This is a genomic window from Marinobacter gudaonensis (assembly GCF_900115175.1).
GTDB lineage: Bacteria > Pseudomonadota > Gammaproteobacteria > Pseudomonadales > Oleiphilaceae > Marinobacter > Marinobacter gudaonensis.
This window is the reverse complement of record NZ_FOYV01000001.1, coordinates 1,488,641-1,505,674: the sequence shown is the minus strand read 5'-3', so window position 1 is coordinate 1,505,674 and position 17,034 is coordinate 1,488,641. Positions and strand designations below refer to the sequence as shown.

16 protein-coding genes are annotated in these 17,034 nt (G+C 60.0%); 10 read left to right on the top strand and 6 right to left on the bottom strand.

Going from position 1 to position 17,034, the window contains the following annotated elements; all coding sequences use genetic code 11:
* Window positions 1-10: 10 nt before the first annotated feature.
* Entirely contained in the window at window positions 11-538 is a 528-nt protein-coding gene (locus BM344_RS06910) for a nitrous oxide reductase accessory protein NosL (protein ID WP_091987567.1), read from the top strand.
* A gap of 171 nt (window positions 539-709) precedes the next feature.
* Here BM344_RS06910 and moaA read toward each other — a convergent pair whose 3' ends face one another.
* The 3 genes from moaA to BM344_RS06895 all read right to left on the bottom strand — a co-directional run bounded on the left by moaA (window position 710) and on the right by BM344_RS06895 (window position 4,669).
* Window positions 710-1,702: a GTP 3',8-cyclase MoaA gene (gene moaA / locus BM344_RS06905; RefSeq protein ID WP_091987565.1), complete on the bottom strand. Its 993-nt coding sequence runs from the start codon at window positions 1,700-1,702 to the stop codon at window positions 710-712.
* A 170-nt stretch (window positions 1,703-1,872) separates the two neighbouring features.
* Window positions 1,873-4,167, bottom strand: coding sequence for a nitric-oxide reductase large subunit (locus BM344_RS06900; RefSeq protein ID WP_091987562.1), 2,295 nt, complete (start codon window positions 4,165-4,167; stop codon window positions 1,873-1,875).
* The gene (locus BM344_RS06895; RefSeq protein ID WP_091987559.1) at window positions 4,160-4,669 is read right to left on the bottom strand and encodes a hemerythrin domain-containing protein; all 510 of its coding nucleotides are present in this window, start codon (window positions 4,667-4,669) and stop codon (window positions 4,160-4,162) included. Before BM344_RS06895 ends, BM344_RS06900 begins: the two co-directional genes overlap by 8 nt.
* Before the next feature lie 225 nt (window positions 4,670-4,894).
* Here BM344_RS06895 and BM344_RS06890 point away from each other — a divergent pair, with 225 nt between their 5' ends.
* From BM344_RS06890 to BM344_RS06875, 4 genes are all read left to right on the top strand, one after another.
* Window positions 4,895-5,119 (top strand): hypothetical protein, encoded by a 225-nt coding sequence (locus tag BM344_RS06890; RefSeq protein WP_091990869.1) that lies wholly within the window; start codon window positions 4,895-4,897, stop codon window positions 5,117-5,119.
* Window positions 5,120-5,166: 47 nt separating this feature from the next.
* Window positions 5,167-5,535 carry a YbaN family protein gene (locus BM344_RS06885; protein ID WP_091990868.1) on the top strand — a complete coding sequence of 123 codons (369 nt, stop codon included), beginning with the start codon at window positions 5,167-5,169 and terminating at the stop codon, window positions 5,533-5,535.
* 28 nt (window positions 5,536-5,563) lie between these two features.
* The gene (locus BM344_RS06880) at window positions 5,564-6,001 is read left to right on the top strand and encodes an RrF2 family transcriptional regulator (protein ID WP_091987556.1); all 438 of its coding nucleotides are present in this window, start codon (window positions 5,564-5,566) and stop codon (window positions 5,999-6,001) included.
* Between the two features lie 114 nt (window positions 6,002-6,115).
* On the top strand, window positions 6,116-7,948 hold the full coding sequence (locus BM344_RS06875) for a sensor domain-containing diguanylate cyclase (RefSeq protein WP_091987553.1): 1,833 nt from the start codon (window positions 6,116-6,118) through the stop codon (window positions 7,946-7,948).
* Here BM344_RS06875 and BM344_RS06870 read toward each other — a convergent pair.
* Window positions 7,938-9,011, bottom strand: a complete 1,074-nt coding sequence (locus tag BM344_RS06870) for a fatty acid desaturase family protein (RefSeq protein ID WP_091987551.1) — start codon at window positions 9,009-9,011, stop codon at window positions 7,938-7,940. The genes BM344_RS06875 and BM344_RS06870 overlap by 11 nt on opposite strands.
* A gap of 68 nt (window positions 9,012-9,079) precedes the next feature.
* Window positions 9,080-10,183: a ferredoxin reductase gene (locus BM344_RS06865; protein WP_091987549.1), complete on the bottom strand. Its 1,104-nt coding sequence runs from the start codon at window positions 10,181-10,183 to the stop codon at window positions 9,080-9,082.
* Window positions 10,184-10,377: 194 nt separating this feature from the next.
* On the opposite strand from BM344_RS06865, the gene BM344_RS06860 reads away from it, so the two are divergent.
* A complete protein-coding gene (locus BM344_RS06860; RefSeq protein ID WP_091990865.1) occupies window positions 10,378-11,004 on the top strand; it encodes a TetR family transcriptional regulator in 627 nt (208 codons plus the stop codon).
* Between the two features lie 26 nt (window positions 11,005-11,030).
* On the opposite strand, the gene BM344_RS06855 is transcribed toward BM344_RS06860, so the two are convergent.
* The gene (locus tag BM344_RS06855; RefSeq protein WP_091987546.1) at window positions 11,031-12,530 is read right to left on the bottom strand and encodes a WS/DGAT/MGAT family O-acyltransferase; all 1,500 of its coding nucleotides are present in this window, start codon (window positions 12,528-12,530) and stop codon (window positions 11,031-11,033) included.
* A 252-nt stretch (window positions 12,531-12,782) separates the two neighbouring features.
* Here BM344_RS06855 and BM344_RS06850 point away from each other — a divergent pair, with 252 nt between their 5' ends.
* The 4 genes from BM344_RS06850 (at window position 12,783) to BM344_RS06835 (ending at window position 17,024) form a co-directional block, all read left to right on the top strand.
* Window positions 12,783-13,667 carry a bile acid:sodium symporter family protein gene (locus BM344_RS06850; protein WP_091987544.1) on the top strand — a complete coding sequence of 295 codons (885 nt, stop codon included), beginning with the start codon at window positions 12,783-12,785 and terminating at the stop codon, window positions 13,665-13,667.
* A gap of 15 nt (window positions 13,668-13,682) precedes the next feature.
* A complete protein-coding gene (locus BM344_RS06845; RefSeq protein WP_091987542.1) occupies window positions 13,683-14,063 on the top strand; it encodes a CidA/LrgA family protein in 381 nt (126 codons plus the stop codon).
* The gene (locus tag BM344_RS06840) at window positions 14,056-14,793 is read left to right on the top strand and encodes an LrgB family protein (RefSeq protein ID WP_091987540.1); all 738 of its coding nucleotides are present in this window, start codon (window positions 14,056-14,058) and stop codon (window positions 14,791-14,793) included. The genes BM344_RS06845 and BM344_RS06840 overlap by 8 nt, the downstream gene beginning before the upstream one ends.
* A 155-nt stretch (window positions 14,794-14,948) precedes the next feature.
* Window positions 14,949-17,024 carry a TonB-dependent receptor family protein gene (locus BM344_RS06835; RefSeq protein WP_091987537.1) on the top strand — a complete coding sequence of 692 codons (2,076 nt, stop codon included), beginning with the start codon at window positions 14,949-14,951 and terminating at the stop codon, window positions 17,022-17,024.
* The last annotated feature ends 10 nt before the right edge of the window (window positions 17,025-17,034 follow it).

Here is a 17,034-nt window from a genome sequence, read left to right as displayed (position 1 = left end):
GTAACCACCGATGCAGCGAACCCGATTCAACTGGCTCCTCGCCAGCCTTGCAGCCCTCACACTCACCGCCTGCTCAGGCGCAGAGGAGCAGGCCGCCGCAACGCCCGACCCGGTGCACTTCGAAAACGGCGACGAATGCCACGTGTGCGGCATGCTCATTGAAGGCTTCCCCGGCCCCAAGGGCCAGGCCATTACCGAAAAAGACCAGCAGGTTCGAAAATTCTGCTCCACCCGCGATATGTTCGCCTGGGTGCTGCAGCCGGAGAACGTCAACCGGGAACACACCCTCTACGTCCACGACATGGCCCAGACCGACTGGCAGAACCCGAACGACACGGCCCTGATTGATGCCAGGGAAGCCTTCTATGTCGTGGGCTCCACTCGTAACGGCGCCATGGGGCCGACCCTGGCGTCCTTTGCCCGTCAGGTTGATGCAGAAAAGTTTGCAGAGGAACTTGGTGGCAAGGTATTGGCTTTTGGGGAGGTCACCCTGGAAGATCTTAATTCGGGCATGGCCATGTCGGGCGACAGACTATAACGCGATAGTCCGAGGAGCCGGTGAGGGCAGTCCTTCCAAAACTGTGCGGAGCCATGGATGGCGGAGCCCAAGCGTCACAGGGAGGTGCCGCAAGGAGCGTGTTTTGGAAGGACTGCCCTCATTGGCTCCCCCTCCAAGTCACGCAGGTTAGGTGGGAAACTTAAAAAACGCTTAACCGCCGGTCATATTCATAAACCGAAGAATCTGCACATCCCCATTGCTGGAGAAATGATGCCGCTCCGGCTTCAGATCCATGGCATTGATGATGGTTTCCCGCAACTTGCCGTCAGACTCAGGATGGCCCCGAAGCACCCGCCGCAGATCCACCGAATGCTCATTGCCAAGGCACAGCAGCAGTCGACCCTCAACGGTTACACGCACCCGGTTGCAGGTGGAACAGAAGTTGTGGGAATGGGGTGAAATGAAACCGACCCGTGTCTTGCTGTCTTCCATCCGGTAGTAACGGGCGGGACCGCCTGAATCCTCGGTTGCGGGAACCAGATCGTGGTGCTTGCGGATGATGTCACGCACCTCCTCGCTGGTGCACAGCGCCAGACCCCGATCGTGTTCGGAAATCTCGCCCAGGGGCATTTCTTCGATAAACGTGATGTCTACCTGCTTTTTCCGGGCGAACTCGACCAGCTCTGGCACCTCTTCATCGTTGCGGCCTTTCATTACCACGGTATTGATCTTGATCCCGCGGAAGCCCGCCTCCCGGGCGGCATCAATACCGTCCAGCACCTGGGACAGCCTGCCGGTACGGGTAATATCGTGGAATTTGTCGGCGTCCAGGGAATCCAGGCTGATGTTCAGCCGATGCATGCCCGCCTTGCGCAGAGGCTCGGCCATGGTGGTCAACTGACTGCCGTTGGTGGTCATGGCGAAATCGCGCAGACCGTAGGTGCCGATTTCCTTGACCAGTTCGAGGATATCCTTGCGCACCAGGGGTTCGCCACCGGTCAAACGGATCTTCTCGGTGCCCAGGTCGACAAAATTGCGGGCCACACGAGCGATTTCTTCCAGGGTCAGCACCTGCTGACGGGGCAGGAAGGTCATGTCTTCAGCCATGCAGTAGACGCAGCGGAAATCACAGCGGTCGGTTACGGACAGACGTACATAGTTGACGGTGCGGCCAAAACGGTCTGTCAGCTTGGTTCGGGGCATCGGGATGATCCTGTAGTACTGCTTATTTTTTAAACCAATTATAGGCCTAGTATTGCAGATTGGATCAAGGATTCCGATACCCCGGGGTAGGTAACTCCCGTGCTCGGGCGTGGGGAGGGAATGCCGGGCCGTCCATGGCCCGTTCGCAATCAGAGGGTGAATCGCGTTGCTCAGGCGGATTCAGTTACGGTGGCAGGATCCTCTGGCTTGTCGAGCGCCGGTGCCAGGGTGGGGAAGAGCAACGCCTTCACCACCTGCCAGGCTACCGCGAGTGCGCCTACAATGAAGACAACATCGCCAATGGTCCGGATCCAGCGCAGGAACTGTAGGATGTCAGACTGCATGAAGGCCTCGCTGCGGGCGTACCAGAGACCTTCACTGGCGCTCGCCGCGAACTGGATCAGCCCTACCGGCAGCAGGCTGGTAAACAGCATCAGCACCAGGCCACCGTTCAGCCACCAGAAGCCGACTTTCATCAGTCGCTCATCGAACACCAGGCCCGGCCGGATGTAGCGCAGCACCAGCAGGGTGAAGCCCAGGGCCAGGAAGCCGTACACCCCGAACAGCGCTGCATGGGCGTGGGTCGGTGTGGTGTTCAGACCCTGCACGTAGTACAGCGCAATGGGCGGGTTGATCATGAAGCCGAGCACTCCGGCGCCCAGCATGTTCCAGAAGGCAACACCGACGAAGAACAGCAGAGGCCAGCGCACGTTTTCCATCCAGGGCGCACGGCTCTTCAGGCGCCAGTTCTCCCAGGCCTCATAGCCGAGCACAATCAGGGGAACCACCTCGAGTGCGCTGAAGGTCGCACCAACGGCCATCACCGGCGTAGTGGTGCCGCTGAAGTACAGGTGGTGGAAGGTGCCGGGCACGCCGCCGAGCATGAACAGGCTGGCGGAGGCCAGGCTGGCCGAGGTGGCCACCGTACGGGATACCAGGCCCATGCTGCAGAAGATGAATGCCAGGGCAGTGGTGGCGAACACTTCGAAGAAGCCTTCCACCCACAGGTGCACAATCCACCAGCGCCAGTACTCCATCACTGACAGATGGGTGCGCTCGCCGTAGAAGAAGCCGGCGCCGTAGAACAGACCAATGGCCACGACGCTTGCAGTCAGCAACGCCAGCAGGTTCTTGTCCCCGCCGGGTGTGCGCAGGGCTGGAACTATGCCCCTGAGCATCAGTACCAGCCAGAAGGCGATGCCGAGGAATTTGCCAATCTGCCAGATCCGGCCGAGGTCCACGAACTCGTAGCCCTGATGGCCCAGCCAGAAGTTGAGATTCGCAGGCATGATCTGCGCGATGGCCAGATAGTTGCCGACGAACGAGCCAACCACCACGGCAACCAGCGCCCAGAAGAGGATATCAACACCCAGCTTCTGGAATTTCGGGTCCTTGCCCCCGTTAATAATGGGAGCCAGGAACAGACCGGCTGCCAGGAAGCCCGTGGCAATCCAGAACAGCGCCGACTGAATGTGCCAGGTGCGAACCAGTGAGTAAGGGAACCACTCGGATACGTTGATGCCGTAGAAGCTCTGGCCTTCCACTGTATAGTGGGCGGTAAAGCCACCGAGCATAACCTGGAAGGTGAACAGGCCCACCACCAGTAAGAGGTATTTGCCGAGGGCTCTCTGGGACGGTGTGAGGGCGACGTTGGTGAGGGGATCCTTGATCGGTGCTTCCGGCTCGTCTTCGTCATGCTTGCGCAGGAATGCCCAGGCCCAGACCAGTCCGCCGATACCGGCGATGAGCAGAACCACGCTGACGATCGACCAGATAATGTTCTCCGCAGTCGGCTTGTTATCGATCAGCGGTTCGTGGGGCCAGTTGTTGGTGTAGGTGACATCGCTGTCCGGGCGCTCGGTAGCTGCGGCCCAGGCGGTCCAGAAGAAGAACTCGGTCATCCGCTGCCGGCGCTCCGGGTCCGGCAGGGTATTCTCCTTCATGGCGTAATTCTCGCGCGTGGACTGCAACGCCGGGTCGCCACCGAAAAGGCTGTGGTAGTAGGCCGCGGTCTGCGCCATGGCTTCCGCACGACGCTCCGATAGCACGACGGTGTCTCGCGCACTGTCGTAAGTGTTGGTGCGGTAGGCTTCCTTCAACTGGTACTGCAGGGCGTTCTGTTGCTGTCCGTTCAGGGACGCGTAAGGCGCGCCGTATTCCTCCTGCGCCGCGATCTCAAGCCAGTTCACCAGTTCCCGGTGCAGCCAGTCGGCGGTCCAGTCGGGCGCCTGGTAGGCGCCGTGGCCCCAGATGGAGCCCAACTGCATGCCACCTACCGATTGCCAGGCGGTCTGGCCGTCCAGGATGCTGTCTTCGGTCATCAGCAAAGTGCCGTCGGCGGTTTCGACCCGATCCGGAATCGGGGGCGCTTCCCGATACACTTCGGTGCCAAAATAGCCCAGCAGTCCGAAGGTGATGGCCAGAACCGAGATCAGTATCCACCAGAGTTTGCGATAGTCAGCCATGATGAGCGCCCTCCGCTTGCCCGCCGACGCGGTTGAACAGCACGTTGTTTTCAAGATGGATGTGGTTCACGAGATCGTTCTCCAGGGTGGCCAGGCCCCGGTAGAGGGTCTGCCAGGTGTTACATGCCCCGTCCGGCAGGGCGAGGTGGTTGGTAAGGCGGTGGACGCCGGCGAGGGCCAGGCCGTGGTCGTCGTGTTCACGACGCATCACGGAAATGGGCGCGGCGGCCATGCCGTTCATGTTGCGTGCAATCATCGGGAACAGGATCTGTTCCTCTTTCTGCATGTGGGCTTCCAGTTCAGCCTGCATTTGCTCAAGGTGAGCGCTCAGGCCTGCAGGGCAGTCCGGATGGTGGTTGTGAACACGCTCGACACGCTGGGCAAGCCGGATCAACTCCGGAAGCTGTTCACGGTGAAGGTCGTGGTAGCGGGTAAGAATGTGTTCGATCACCACTTCGGTGTCGGCCTGGCGCAGGTCGTCCAGGGCATCCTTCGGTAGCATGGGCAGTTTCTCCTCTTAAACATTCATTACAAATAAATGTTAATGGAGATTTTGATTAGATGTATCTGAAGTGTCAAATCTAATTGGTGGTATGGCTGGTGGTACGACTGATGGTATAGGTAAAAGACGCGAGTTCGTGGCAAGTCTTTTCGCCCTTGGCGGTTGCTTTTTTGTAGGCGGGTCTCTAGATTAAAAATGTATTTGAAATATTTTATGGTGAGAATGATGGCTGACCTTGAAAAATGGCTGTTCACTGCGAACCGGACGCTGGGATTATCGGTGGCCGGGTTGCTGGTAACCATCCTGATGGCCTATCCACTGGCGGATTCGTTGGCGATGCCCATCCAGATCATGGCGCACATCGGCACGCTACTCTTTGCCGTGGGTGTCAAGATTGCCTATGTCGCGAGGCTGGTTTTTCTGAGCCGGCTGGGCAGACCTGTTCATTGAATCCCGGTAAACTGGATGCAGTTATGAACTTTGGCGGAGCCCCCGTGATGGGCGATTTTTTCGGCAAAACCGGATTCAGGATTCTTGCGTATATATTCGTTGGGCTGGCTGTGGCCGGAGTGGCTCTGCCGCTACTGCCGACAACGCCGTTTGTTCTGCTGGCCGCGTATTGCGCGAGCAAAGGCTCGCCGGCGTTTGCGGAATGGCTGGATAACCACCCCAGGTTCGGGCCTGCCATAGCCCAGTGGCGCACCCGTCGGGCGGTGCCGGCCAGAGCCAAAGTGCTGGCCTGCAGCATGATGGCGTTGAGCTGGACAATGCTGTTCATGCTTGGCGCCTCGGCCACGGTGCTGGCGATTTCCGGCCTGTGCCTGTGTGGCACCGCCTGTTACCTGTTAACACGACCGAATTACTGACTGACTGTTCGATAAACTGGAGTCCTGAATGCACATCACCCGATACACCGACTATTCACTTCGAGTGCTCATCTACCTGGCAGTGCAGGGTGATCGTCTGGCAACCATCCAGGAAATCGCGGACAGCTACGACATCTCCAAGAATCACCTCATGAAGGTGGTGCATCAGCTCAACAAGAAGGGGTACATCGAGACGATCCGTGGCAAGAAGGGCGGTATGCGTCTGCACATGGCGCCCTCGGACATCAACATCGGTATCCTGGTTCGCGAAACCGAGCAGGATCTGAGTATTGTTGAATGCTTCTCTTCCAAGAACGCCTGCAAGATCACGCCGGTGTGTGGGCTCAAATCAATGTTTGGTGAGGCGCTCAAGGCCTTCCTCGAGGTACTCGACAAATACACCCTGGCCGATGTGATCCAGGATCAGCACCGGCCACAGTTGCTGCGGTTGCTGCAGATTGCCTGAGGCGCGGATACACAAACTTACCAATCGAATCCAACAATCAGTGCCCGTTCCGTAACCACTGCGATACACTTTTGTTCAGCAGTTTGATAATAAAAACGGATCAGGGCCAGTTAGTTGCATATTGCGTTTCTTGTGTTGCTGGCACTTTGCTCGTCCGGAGCTTTTGCCATCGAAATTCCGGACAACCACCCCGTTGTACTCGATCGTGATAGCGGGCGAGTCGACATTTCCCGTTATCTGACCTATTACGAAGACGCCTCGTCTGATCTATCCATAGACCGCGTTATTCGCCAGTGGCATCGTCTGGGCTCCACCGGTATGCCCGATCAGGCCTACAACTTTGGCTTCACCGATTCCACTTACTGGTTTCATACCCGTGTGGTCAACCCCTCAAGCCCGAACAATCGCTGGGTACTGGAGGGGCTTTACCCCATTATCGATGAGATGGAACTGTTCGTGTTGCGGCCAGATGGCACCATCAACCGGCAGATTGCCGGGGACTCGGTTCCTTTCCGCCTGAGACCGCGGAATCACCACAACATCAACTTTTACCTGGATCTGGCCACGGGCGAGCAGGTGGATCTGTTTTTCCGGGTGAAGACCACCGGGGCCGTGCAGATGCGCATGTTGCTCTGGCATTCCGATGAATTCAGCGCCGCGGATCACCAGGAGCGGTTTCTGCTCGGCCTGTATTACGGCTTGCTGGCGTGCATGGTGATCTTCAACTTCCTGATTTTCGTGTCCATCCGGGACACCAACTACCTGTGGTACGTTTCCTATATCCTGTCCTACGGCCTGTTGCAGCTCAGTTTGAACGGGTTGGCGTTTGAGCATCTGTGGCCGGATTCGCCCTGGTGGAACAACCGGGCAGTTGCCTTCCTGATTGCCACCGGCATGTTCTGCGTACTGGGTTTTTCCCGTTCATTCCTGGCACTCCGCGACAACGCCCCACGGCTCGAGAAAATCTTCCTGGGCCTGATGGCATTTTTCCTGGTGACGGGCGCCGCGGCGCTGCTCTGGCCCGCATACGGAACCGTTATCCGGATCAACACCTTCATGGCCGCGGTAGCGGTGGGCTTTGTGATCCTCGCCGGTGGCCTCTGCCTCTATCGGCGGTTCCGGCCGGCCCGCTATTTCATGCTGGCCTGGACAGCGCTGCTGTCGGGGATGTTGCTGTACACACTCAAGACCTTTGCCTTGGTGCCGGCAAATTTTGTCACCGAGTTCGGTATTCAGATTGGGTCGGCGTTTGAAGTCATTCTGCTTTCCATAGCCCTGGCCGACCGGTTGCGACACATGACCCTGGAAAACCAGAGAATACAGCAGGAAATGACCGAAAAGCTGGAGTCGAGGGTGGCCGAGCGAACCGCGGAACTGGAAGCCGCCAACCGACAGCTCGAGGCGCTCAGTTCAACCGATGGGCTGACGGGGGTGTTCAATCGCCGCTTCTTTGATGTCCGGTTGTCGGAGGAAGCCGCCCGCTGCCGTCGCAACGGGCCCTTGGCCCTGGTCATGATCGACGTTGACCACTTCAAGGCGCTCAACGACAACCTCGGCCACCAGGCGGGGGACGCCTGTCTGCGAAAGCTGGCCGATGTGCTGACCACCGTGGTGCGACGGGGAACCGATCTGGTTGCCCGCTACGGCGGTGAAGAGTTCGCCATTATTCTGCCTTACACCGATGTGGCCGGCGCCGAGGCCCTTGCAAACAAGGTGCGTGTGGCGGTGGAGCGGGATCTGAATTTCCGCTGGGAAGGTCAGTTGGTGCCGGTGACTGTGAGTCTGGGTGCCGCCACTGCACCGGGCGGCACCTCCGTTGAGCCCGGCGACCTGATCGCGGCAGCCGACGCCGCCCTTTATGCCTCGAAGCAGGCCGGGCGCAACCGGGTAACGGTGCGCCCGCCCGGGCATCTGCGCGCTGGCGGAACGGAGCCGTCTACGCGGTAGCGGCACGATTTGCCTGCCCCAGCGGCAGGGAGAAGCGGGCAATGCGCTTGAGCACCGTGCCGTACTGGCGGGCAAAACTTCCGCTGTTGTAGTGAATGCCGTGCTTGCGGCATACCGCCTGCACCTTGTGGGAGATTTCCGGGTACCGATGCGCCGGCAGGTCCGGGAACACATGGTGCTCAATCTGGTAGCTCAGGTGTCCGCTCAGCACGTGCAACCACCGGCCGCCGGTGAAGTTGGAGGATCCGGTTAACTGGCGAAGGTACCAGTGGCCCTTACTCTCACCCTCGCATTCTTCCTCGGTAAAGGTTTCTGCATCCTGCGTGAAGTGACCACAGAAAATCACCGTTGACGACCATAGGTTGCGGATCAGGTTGGCGCTGATATTACCCGCCAGCACAATGGGCGCCACGGGAAAGGTCAGCAGCGGAAAGAACAGGTAGTCCTTGAACGCCTGGCGCCCGCCCTTGCGCGCAAAGTCCTTCAGGAACGGCAGCTTCTCGCGCCAGCTGATCTCCCTCCGCCGCAGTTTCTCGGTCTCGAGTTCGTGCAGCCCCACGCCCCACTGGAAGAACACGCTCAGCAGGATGTAGTTGATGAACTGCAGCGCGTGCCAGGGCTTCCACGGCTCGTCGTCGGTCAGGCGCAGCACCGCGTAGCCGTAGTCCCGGTCCTTGCCGATGATATTTGTGTAGGTGTGGTGCTCGTAATTGTGGGTGCGCCGCCAGGAATCACTCGTACACACGGTGTCCCACTCATAGCTCTGTGAGTGCAGAGCGGGGTCGTTCATCCAGTCGTACTGGCCGTGCATGACGTTGTGGCCAATCTCCATGTTCTCAATAATCTTGGCCACGCCCAGGCTGGCGGTGGCGGCCACGAACACCGGCGGAATGAAGCCAAAGGGCATCATGATCCGACCACCGGCTTCCAGCGTCCGGTGCAGGCGGACCATGCGCCGGATATACCGGGCATCCCGCTCGCCAAGGTCTGCGATAACCTCGTCGCGGATGGCGTTGAGGTCCTGTTCGAGTTCTGCAAGTTGCGTCTCGTTCAATTTCTTCATGGTCTTACTCCTCGCGGACGTTGATGGCTCTTTTGAGGGCTCAAGGCTCCGCAATCAGAATTGGGTTCTCAAAGGTCCAGGGATACCGGACCCCGGGGAATGGAGATACAAAGCTGGATGGTTTCCTCGCCGGGGCCCGAGGCTTTTCCGGTCAGCCGGTTGATCACGGTACCGCTGGTTTTTCGACAGCTGCACTGGTGGCAGATACCCATCCGGCAGCCGTGTCGTGGATTCAGGCCTGAGGCTTCGGCAATATCCAGCAGCGAGGCGTCGCCTTCCGAGCTGGCCGCAAGGTCGCTGTTCGCGAATTGAACCTCGCCACCCAGGGGGGCGTCCCCCAGATCCGCCGCGGGTGCGGAAAAAAAGGTGCTGTGAATGTCGTTCTCGCCAATACCCCGGGCGGCCAGAAGATCACCGGCCAGATCCATCAATCCCTTGGGGCCGCACAGGTACACCTGACGGGCCGTCAGTCCGGGCACGCTGTCCAGATCCCGGTCGTTCAGGAAGCGGGGTGTCGCGCCCTCATGGGTCGGGATGATCTCAAGAGTCAGTGCGCTGTAGCGGCGAGTCAGGGCTTCAAGCTTCTCACGAGCGATGATGTCCTGCCCGGTGCGCACGAAATAGAGCAGGGTGACCGGAGCCCGGTAGTCCTGGGCTGCCATGGTTTCCAACTGGCTGAGTATTGGCGTGATGCCACTGCCGCCGGCAATGAACAGCACCGGCTGCACCGGCTCGGGAATCCGGAAATCGCCGAAGGCGTCGCCCAGGCCAATCACGGCACCGGTTTCCAGATGATCGTGTATCCAGTTGGTAACAAGGCCTCCGGGCAGGCGTTTGATGGTCAGGTTGATCCTGCCGGTTTCCTGCCAGAGGATTGGCGAACTGGACAGGCTGAAGGTTCGCTGGCGGCGAACACCGTCGATTTCAACACAGATGTTCACATGCTGGCCGGCCTCGAAGCCGGGCCAGCGCCCCGCGGGCTTCAAGACCAGGGTTTTGGTGTCCGAAGTGTCCTGGATGACCTGTTCCACCCTTGCCGGTGTGTACTCTTGTATCCACATGGGATTGATCTGTTCCACCAGCGGGTCCAGGAAGGTTTCCGGTTTGTTGGTGTTGAACAGCTGCCTGCCAAGCCAGTGCAGGGCTTTGGACTGTGGTTGTTTCGCTAACATGCGTGGGCCTCCCTGAGGCTTTTCAATATCGTGTGTACGACTGTTCACTAATGTGTACGAATGTACACAGCGATATTCAGAGAGGCAATGGATATAGAGAGCTTGGCGTAAAATGACAAGCATCCGCTGCCTTTTACGGTGTGGATGTGTACACTTGTAGCCTACCAATGGGTGGCGGTCAGAGCGCAGAAGACATGGCGGACAAGCAGCGTAGAAAACCCGGGGAGACCCGCGAAAAACTGATGAACGCGGCCCTGACCCTGGTGGGTAAGGGCCGGCATTTTGCCAGTCTGGGCATACGTGAGGTCACCCGGCAGGCTGGCGTGGTACCCACATCCTTCTATCGGCATTTCCGCAATATGGACGATCTGGGCCTGCAGCTGGTGGATGAACTGGGGCTGGTGCTGCGACGGATGATGCGGGAGGCACGGGGCAATGTGCTGCAGGCGGACAAGCTGATTGACGAGTCCGTGGCCATCTTTATCAGTCATGCCCGCGCCAACCGCAGCTTTTTCATGTTCATGGCCCAGGGGCTGGCTGGCGAGAGCCGGGCCGTGCAGGAGGGGATACGCAGCGAGATGCGGTTTTTTGCCAGCGAGCTGGCCAACGACCTGCGCCGTTTGCGGCTGGTGGACCACCTGAGTGATCAGGACCTGGACGTAACCTGCGATCTGGTGGTTCGGAGCGTGGCGTTCAGCCTGACGGATCTGCTCGGGGTGTCACCGGATGACGATTACCAGATTGACCAGATCCGGAAGCGGACCACCCGCTTCCTTCAACTGATCTTCGTGGGCGCGGCCCACTGGAAGAGCAACGGCTGAGGCGCCGCTGGCTCTACCAAAAGACCTCAGCTGCCGGCCGCCGGCGTTTTCCGGCTGCGTGCTGTCCGCTTTTTCGGTGTTGTCGCCGGTTTGGTGCTGGCGGGTTTAGCGGCTGCCCTGGCTTTGGCCGGCGGCGGCAGGATCAGGCTTTCCAGCTCGTCCAGGGCCTCGCCGGTGTACACCGCCAGCTTCTGCATGCTTGGCAGGGTGTCCCTACAGCCGGTGTAACCGAAGTTCAGGGAGCCGTCGTAGCTCAGGCAGGTGATGTTCAGAGCGCCACCGTGGGCGATCAAGGACACTGGGTACATGGCTTCGAGCTTGGCACCTTCATAGTAGAGAGTCCGCTGCGGCCCGGGCACATTCGAGATAGTCACGTTGAAGACCGGCCGCATGCGCCCGCCAAGCCCGGACATCAGCTGCAGGATATAGGGCGACATCAGCAGCATGGTGTACTGGGTCAGGGCACTCTTGGGCAGCTTCTGCAGATGTTCCTTGGCGCGACGGGTCGACGTCTTGATGTTCTGAAGCCGGATCAGCGGATCCGGTTCATCGGTCGCGAGGGACGCGATCATGAAACTGATCTGTGTGCCGGTGCCCTGGTCGTCTGCGGGTCGGATGTTCACCGGAATGCCCGCAGTCAGCGGGGTGTCCGGCAACTCGTCCTGTTCCACCAGGAAACGACGCAGGGCGGTACCGCAGAGATACAGCACGATATCATTTAGTGAACCGCCAGAGACGTTGGCCAACTCCTTGATGCGCTCCAGCTGGTAGTGCTGGGTGGCAAAACGGCGCTGGCCGGTGACCCTGTGATTGATCTTGGAAACCGGGCCGGTGAACGGTGCTGTCAGGCCATCGTCCGGGTGACGCACGGAATGAATGAGCCGGTTGCCGGCCTGCCAGAGCCTTGGCGCCATATCCGCTTGCAGCTTGAGGGCGTCCATGGCCTGGGAAATGGCGGCTGGCACACTGGCTTCGGAATCGGTCTTGCTGCCGCGCCGGCGCTCGGGGCGCACGGACCAGGGCGGTGGCATGTCCCGCTTGTCCGGGTCGGTAGTGAGCACCCGCTGCATCAGTCGCACCCCGCTGATGCCATCAATCATTGAGTGATGCATCTTGGTGTAGAGCGCGAACCGGTTGTTTTCCAGACCCTCTATGACATGGCACTCCCAGAGGGGGCGGGCAAAATCCAGCGGATTGGAGTGCAGGCGCGATACCAGCACACCCAGCTCCCGCTCACCGCCCGGGCGCGGCAACGCAGAGTGACGCACGTGGTAGTCCAGATCGATGTCCTTATCAACCTTCCAGGCCGGTGCCACCAGCCGGCCCAGCAGGCCGGACCAGGCGAGTTTGTAGCACCAGGGCGGCGCCACATCGCCGGTTTCCTTCATGCGGGCTACCATGTCCCTCAGGAAGGTGTCAGGGGCGCCCTCCGGCAGTGAGAAAATCTGCAGATTGCCCACATGCATGGGGGTGTCTTCAGATTCCACGGCCAGCCAGGAGGCATCCAGTGTTGCGAGGCGTTTCATTCCTTGTGTCTCTCCCCTTGTGTTTCGCCACGTGTGTCCGGGTAAATACGTGTGTGTTGCAAGTATACGTGTAACGCCCCCCAGACACGATGGCCGCGGCCAGAAAGTTCCTTTTTTTGCCAACCTTTTGCCAAGGCATTGCCAAAGGCTCCGGTTACACGCTGTTGCCGTTTGCAGGCTCCCGCAAATGGTCGCCGTGTGCTACTTTGCATCGATTGGTTCCTACTAAAAACAAAAACCTTCGGAGGCACTGTGGAATCCAGTCCGCTTATCTCGGCAGGCCTGCCGGTTGCCCTGTTTATCATCATGATCGGCATTGGCATGACCCTGACCGTCCGGGATTTCCGCCAGGTTGCGGTCTACCGGAAAGGCATGATCGTGGGCACCGTCGCCCAGATACTGGTCATGCCGCTGGTGGCTTTCATGCTGGCCACGGTGCTGTCGGTACCGCCGGCCATCGCCGTTGGCCTGGTGATCATCGCCGCCTGTCCCGGTGGCACCACCTCCAACCTGTTTGTCCTGCTGGCCCGGGGCAATATCGCCCTGTCCATCGTGCTGACCGTTTCCGCCAGTCTGATCACCATCCTCACCTTGCCCCTGTTCACCAATCTGGCCCTGCAACATTACATGGGCACCGAAGAAGACATTGTGCTGCCGGTCTGGAAAACCGTGGGCATGCTGGTTGGCATCGTGCTGGTGCCTGTGGCGATCGGCATGGCCGTTCGTACCCGTAATCCGGAAGTCGCGCGGAAAGCCGAGAGCGTTGTCAGCCTGTTCGGCGGGGTGGTGCTGGCCGTTCTTATCGTGGCGCTGGTCTACGGTGTGCGCGACCAGATCTGGGACCTGCTCAAGCAGGCGGGGCCTGCGACCATTCTGCTGAACCTCGCGGGCATCTTCCTGGGATTGCTGGCCGGAAGGGCCGCCGGGCTCACCCAACGTGAGTCCCTGGCGGTGGCGGTGGAGCTGGGCGTGAAGAATGGCACCATTGCGCTTATGGTTACCTTGACGCTGCTGGAATCCAGCGCCATGTCGATACCGGCGGCGGTGTATGGTGTACTGATGTTCCCCATCGGGTTTGTACTGGCTATGTATGGTCGGCGCGTGATCCCTGCGCCCACGGTTCACGTCTCGAACTGATCGGAGTCTCCAGTCATGCAGTTTCTTAATGGCATTACCCTGCTTCTGGTGTACCAGCTGGTCGGCGAGGTCACCGTGCGGCTGGTGGGCTTACCCATACCCGGGCCGGTACTGGGCATGGTGATGCTGTTCATTACTTTGATGATCTGCGGCCAAGCCCCGGCGTCGGTGGATCAGGCATCATCGGCGTTGCTCAGTCATCTGTCGCTGCTGTTCGTGCCGGCGGGGGTGGGCATGATGGCGCACTTCGGCCGGATTGCCGATGAGTGGCTGCCGATAACGCTGGCCCTGCTCCTGAGTACCGTTATTACCATGGTCGCCACGGCGTTGATCATGCAACTGACCAGTCGCTGGTTTGTGAAGGAAGCGCCGACAGAGGAGGGCAGCAATGAGTGAGCCGGGTCTGAAGGATATCTGGGTCTATCTCTCCACCTCACCGCTGCTGGGGTTGACCATCACCCTGGTTGCCTATGGGCTGGCCTACCGGTTGTACCTGAGAACCAACTCCAATCCGCTGGCCAATCCAGTGGTTACCTCCGTGGCCATGCTCATCGTGCTGCTACTGGCAACCGGCACGCCCTACAGTGATTATTTCGAGGGCGGACAGTTTGTTCACTTTCTGCTGGGTCCGGCAACCGTGGCCCTGGCCGTGCCCCTTTACCAGCAGTTTTCAAGACTTCGGCAGTTGTGGTTACCGGTCACTATCTCGCTGGTCTGTGGCGTGGTGATCGCCGCCGGGAGCTCCATTGGCCTGGCACGATTGCTGGGTGGCTCCATGGAAATCCAGATGTCCCTGGCGCCGAAGTCGGCCACGGCGCCAGTGGCCATGGGCATTTCGGAAAAAATCGGCGGTCTGCCTTCATTGACCGCGGTGCTGGTGGTGCTGACCGGCATCACTGGCGCGGTTTTGGGCACCAAGCTGTTCGACTGGGTCCGCGTGCGGGACGATACCGCCAAAGGCATCGCCATGGGTGTGGCGGCGCACGGTATCGGAACCGCGAGAGCCTTCCAGGTGAGTTCCCAGATGGGCGCGTTTTCGGGCCTGGCCATGGCGCTCTCCGCCTTTGCCACGGCGCTGTTCGTGCCCTGGCTGGTGGATCTGCTGGCGCAGTGGCTGCCGGTTTGAGCGTATCTGGTATCGGTACCAAAGTTGTATAAGAAACAAAACAAATGATTATTTAAAGTCTGGCAGTCTCCCGCTGCAATGAAGTGACACCATTTTCCGGTCACTGCGTACCGTTAATGGGCGAGCAAACCCGGTCATGAGTGCGAGGAGACCACATGAACAACGAGCAGATTATTCTTCCCCGGGTTCTGGTATTGGCGTTTGGTTGCCTCGCCAGCGTTTCCGCCCTGGGGCAGGCGAAGACGGACAGCGATGAACAACTGGTACTCGAAGTGACGGCCTCGCGCCTGGTTCGAGACCTTTACGAAACCCCGGCAGCCGTTTCGGTAGTCGATGCTCCGGACATCCAGGAGGGCCAGCAGCGCCTGCAACTGGATGAGTCACTGAGCACGGTCCCAGGCCTGTTCTTCCAGAACCGCTACAATTTCGCCCAGAACCTGCGTTTGTCCACCCGGGGCTTTGGGGCCCGGGCCCCGTTCGGCATTCGCGGTATTCGCATCCAGGTGGACGGCATTCCTTACACCCTCCCGGACGGCCAGTCCCAGATTGACGCCATAGACCTGGATTCCGCCCAGCGGATCGAGGTCATCCGTGGTCCGGCATCGGTGCAGTACGGCAATGCTGCCGGCGGTGTGATTGACATCACCACGGCGCTGGGCGACGAGCTTCCCGAAGGCGGGCGCCTGCGCCTGGATGGCGCCAGTGACGAGTACCGAAAAGCCGCCGTTCAGACCAATGGTGTTAGTGGCGATACCAGCGGAATCGCTACTCTTTCCTGGCTGACCGTGGACGGACACCGGGAGCAGAGCGAGGCCGAGAAAGGCATCTTCAATACCCGTGTTGGCCATGAACTGGCCCCCGGCAGACGAGTGATCACCACCGTCAATCTGTTGCACAATCCAAAATCCGAAGACCCGGGCGGCCTCACCCTGGCCCAGGCGGAGGCCGATCCGACCCAGGCGACCGCTCTGGCCAAAGGCCTGGACAGCAGCCAGACTGTTAACCAGCAGACCCTCGGTGTGCGCTTTGAAGACGCCGTCGCCTTGCCCGGCCGAGTGACGGTGGATACCTTTTACACCCATCGGGATTTTGCCCAGCAACTGCCCTTCCCGGGCGCCAGCCGGGTTGCTTACGACCGCCATTTCTATGGCGTCAGTTCGCAATACCAGCAAAACTCCTTCCCCGGCGGCCTGCCACTGACCTGGGTCACCGGGCTGGACCTACACCACCAGTCAGATGACCGTCGCCGTTACTCGGTTTCGATCGACGGTGACATCACCGGGCAAACCCAGGCGGAAAACCAGAGTGCTACCAATACGGCGGTGTTCGGGCAGGGCGACCTGGCGCTCACCGACGCCCTGAATCTGTCCCTGGGCGCACGCTTTGACCACCTCAGACTGGCCATTGATGATGAACGACGGGTGGATGGAGACGATTCCGGTAGCCGTACTTTCCGGGAGTGGAGCGGCGTGGCCGGCATCAGCTACCAGTGGGCCGCCAGGCAGCAGGTGTACGCAACGGTGGGTACGGCGTTCGAATCGCCCACGTTCACCGAGTTCGCCAACCCCGCCGGTGGTGGTTTCAATCCGGCGGTGGAGCCCCAGCAGGCGCTCAATCGTGAGATTGGGATGCGGGGGCTGCTGGGAGAGGGCGTGAGCTACGAGCTGGCGCTGTTCTCGATTCGGGTTGAAGACGAGATCCTGCCTTACAACGTGGGTGACCAGACCTTCTACGAAAACGCCGGCGAAACCCGTCGCGATGGCCTGGAGCTGGGGCTGGGCTGGGATATCTCATACGCCTGGCGGATCACCAGTGCCCTGACCCTGGCGGACTACGAACTGAAGGAGTTCACCGACGAGCAGGGCAACAATGCCAACGGCAACGAGATCCCGGGCCTGCCCGGAACCCTGTGGGTCAATGAGCTGGAGTGGCGGGACGTCGGTGGCCGGTTTGCTGCCCTTGAGTGGCAGTACGTGGGCGAATTCTACGCCGAGAACAGCAACCAGACCCGGGTTCCGGATTACTGGCTGGTTGGCGTCCGCGCCGGCGACTCCCTGCGAGTGGCCGATCAGACCCTCAACCTGTACGCCGGCATCCGCAACCTGCTGGATGAGGACTATTTCAGCAACGTGCGCATTAACGCCAACGCCAACCGGCCGGTGGCAGAGCGGGGCTACTTTGAGCCCGGGCCGGGCAGAACCGTCTATGCGGGGTTGGAATGGGTGTTCTGATGCCTGGGTG